Here is a 2,159-nt window from a genome sequence, read left to right as displayed (position 1 = left end):
CGTTCGGCAGGCCGTAGCGCTGGCGGGCGTAGTCGAGGGCCTCCCAGCCCTCCATCTCCCGGCAGCCCTTCTTGTGCACCACCGGGGTCATCGGCTTGCCGGTCTTGCGGGCGTCCGCGTTCCACATCGGCTTGCCGTCGACCATCGACATGTGGTGCGACTTGACCTCGTGGCTGACGCAGATCCGGACCGTGCCGAGGGCGTCGATCACGTTCTTGAAGCCGCCGAAGTTGATGATCGCGGCGCCGTCGAAGCTGATCCCGGTCATGTTCTTGATGGTCTTGGCCATCAGCCGGGCGCCACCCTCCCAGCCGCCGCCCTTCTGCGCGCCGAAGTAGAAGGCCGCGTTGATCTTGTCGACGCCGCCCGGGTAGCCCGACTTCGAATCGGCCGGAATCTGCGCCTCGGTGTCCCGGGGAATCGAGATCAGGTACGCCTGGTCGTGGCTGGCCGGGATGTGCAGGATGATGATCGTGTCCGAGCGGACGTTGTCCGCGGCCCAGCGCTCCCGGGCGTCGACGCCGAGCAGCAGCATGTCGATCGGGCCGTCCAGGCTGTTGCCGCCCTCGGCGTCGGACTTGCCCGCGTCGCCGAGCAGGTTGCGCTGGGCGATCCCGCTGGTGGCCTGTCCGATCACCGCTTTGCTGCCGACGATCGCGACACCGCTGGTCATCATCAGCACCGCGCCGAAGATCAGCGTGAGTCGGGCCCAGAGCGGATCCTTCCGCTTGGTCCGCTTCCGGCCTCCACCAGGGCCGCGGCCACCCGGCCCGGGTTGGGTCGGAATGACCGGGGGTACTCGCCCGGGTGCTCCGGGATCCAGCGACTGGGGGCGATGGCTGGTCTGAACCGGCATGCGTGCTCCAGCTCGATGATCGGGGGCGGGACCACTGTACGTATCCGTTCCCGTCTTGGCGACCTCATCTGCTGGTCACTCCCGGTTTACCCCGCGGTTTTCCAGGGGGTTTGGCCGAACGGCTGATAAATGGCAACCGGTCGGCGGTTGGCTCGCCGTGGGACGAACCTTGACCACCGACCGGTATTGCTGTCCGCCGGGGCGCTCAGCCGCCGTCGCCCGTGGCGTTCGCCGGCTGGTTGGCCTTCACCCAGTCACCCATCGTGTCCGACGAGATGGCCTTGTACATCGCCAGCGCCTTCTCCCGGTCGGAGACCACGACCGACTGCCCGCCCACGTCCTGACCGCCCAGGTTGGGGCTGGTCAGGAAGGTCAGGTTCTGTCCGCGCAGGCTCCGGAACTCCAGCGCCATGTCGGTCACCGAGAAGTCCTTGTCCACGGTGACCGCCGCGGTGACCGCCTTGAGGAAGTCGTTCAGCTTCTTCGGGTTGCTCAGCGTGCCGGTGCTCGCCGCCTTGTCCATCAGCGCCTTGAGGAACTCCTGCTGGTGGCGCATCCGGGCGAAGTCGCCGTCCGGGAACTGCTTGCGCTGCCGGACCCAGTCCAGCGCCTCGGCGCCGTTCATGTGGTTCACGCCCTTGGTGAACGTCCGGTACGGCTTGTGGATCGAGGTGATCGTCCGCTCCACCTTCAGGTCCACCCCGCCCAGCGCGTCGGTGACCTCCTTGAAGCCGGCGAAGTCGATCGCCATCACGTGGTCGATCCGCACGTCGCTGAAGCACTCCACGGTCTTCACGGCCAGCGGCAGGCCACCGAACGCGAAGGCTGCGTTGATCTTGTTGCGCTGCCCCGAGTCGCAGGACGCGCCGGCGTTGTCCGGGATCGGCACGTACAGGTCACGCGGGATGGAGACCAGGTAGGCCGCCTTGTGGTCGGCCGGGACGTGCATGAGGATGATCGTGTCCGACCGCCACTTGCCCGAGGTCTCGACCGGGGCGTCCGGGTCCCGCGAGTCGCTGCCCACCATGAGGATGTTGAGCGCGCCGTCGACCGTCTTGGCCGGCCGCCCCCCGGTGATCTCCGAGAAGGGGTCGGTCCGGGCCAGGTCGTTGTTGAGGTTGCGGGCGTAGAGCCACGCTCCCGCGCCACCGAGCAGCGCGAGCACCAGCACCGCGACGCCCGCCACCAGGCCGATCCGGCCCCAGCGCGGCCGCGGACCACGTCGTCCCGGACCGCCGGAGCCGCCAGGCCCGCCCGGACCGGACGGTCCGCCGGGGCCGGCGGGCCCACCCGAGCGCGGCGC

General features: G+C 69.0%; 2 protein-coding genes. Both read right to left on the bottom strand.

The window, feature by feature from the left end:
* On the bottom strand, positions 1-856 hold an 856-nt coding region (locus ACWEVO_RS35445; protein ID WP_452311771.1), incomplete at its 3' end, for an LCP family protein.
* Positions 857-1,061: 205 nt separating this feature from the next.
* Positions 1,062-2,159 (bottom strand): LCP family protein (locus tag ACWEVO_RS35440; RefSeq protein WP_452311770.1); only part of this gene is annotated, 1,098 nt, incomplete at its 5' end.

The sequence above is a fragment of the Micromonospora sp. NPDC003776 genome, assembly GCF_053605645.1.
This window is presented reverse-complemented; position numbering and strand designations above follow the sequence as displayed.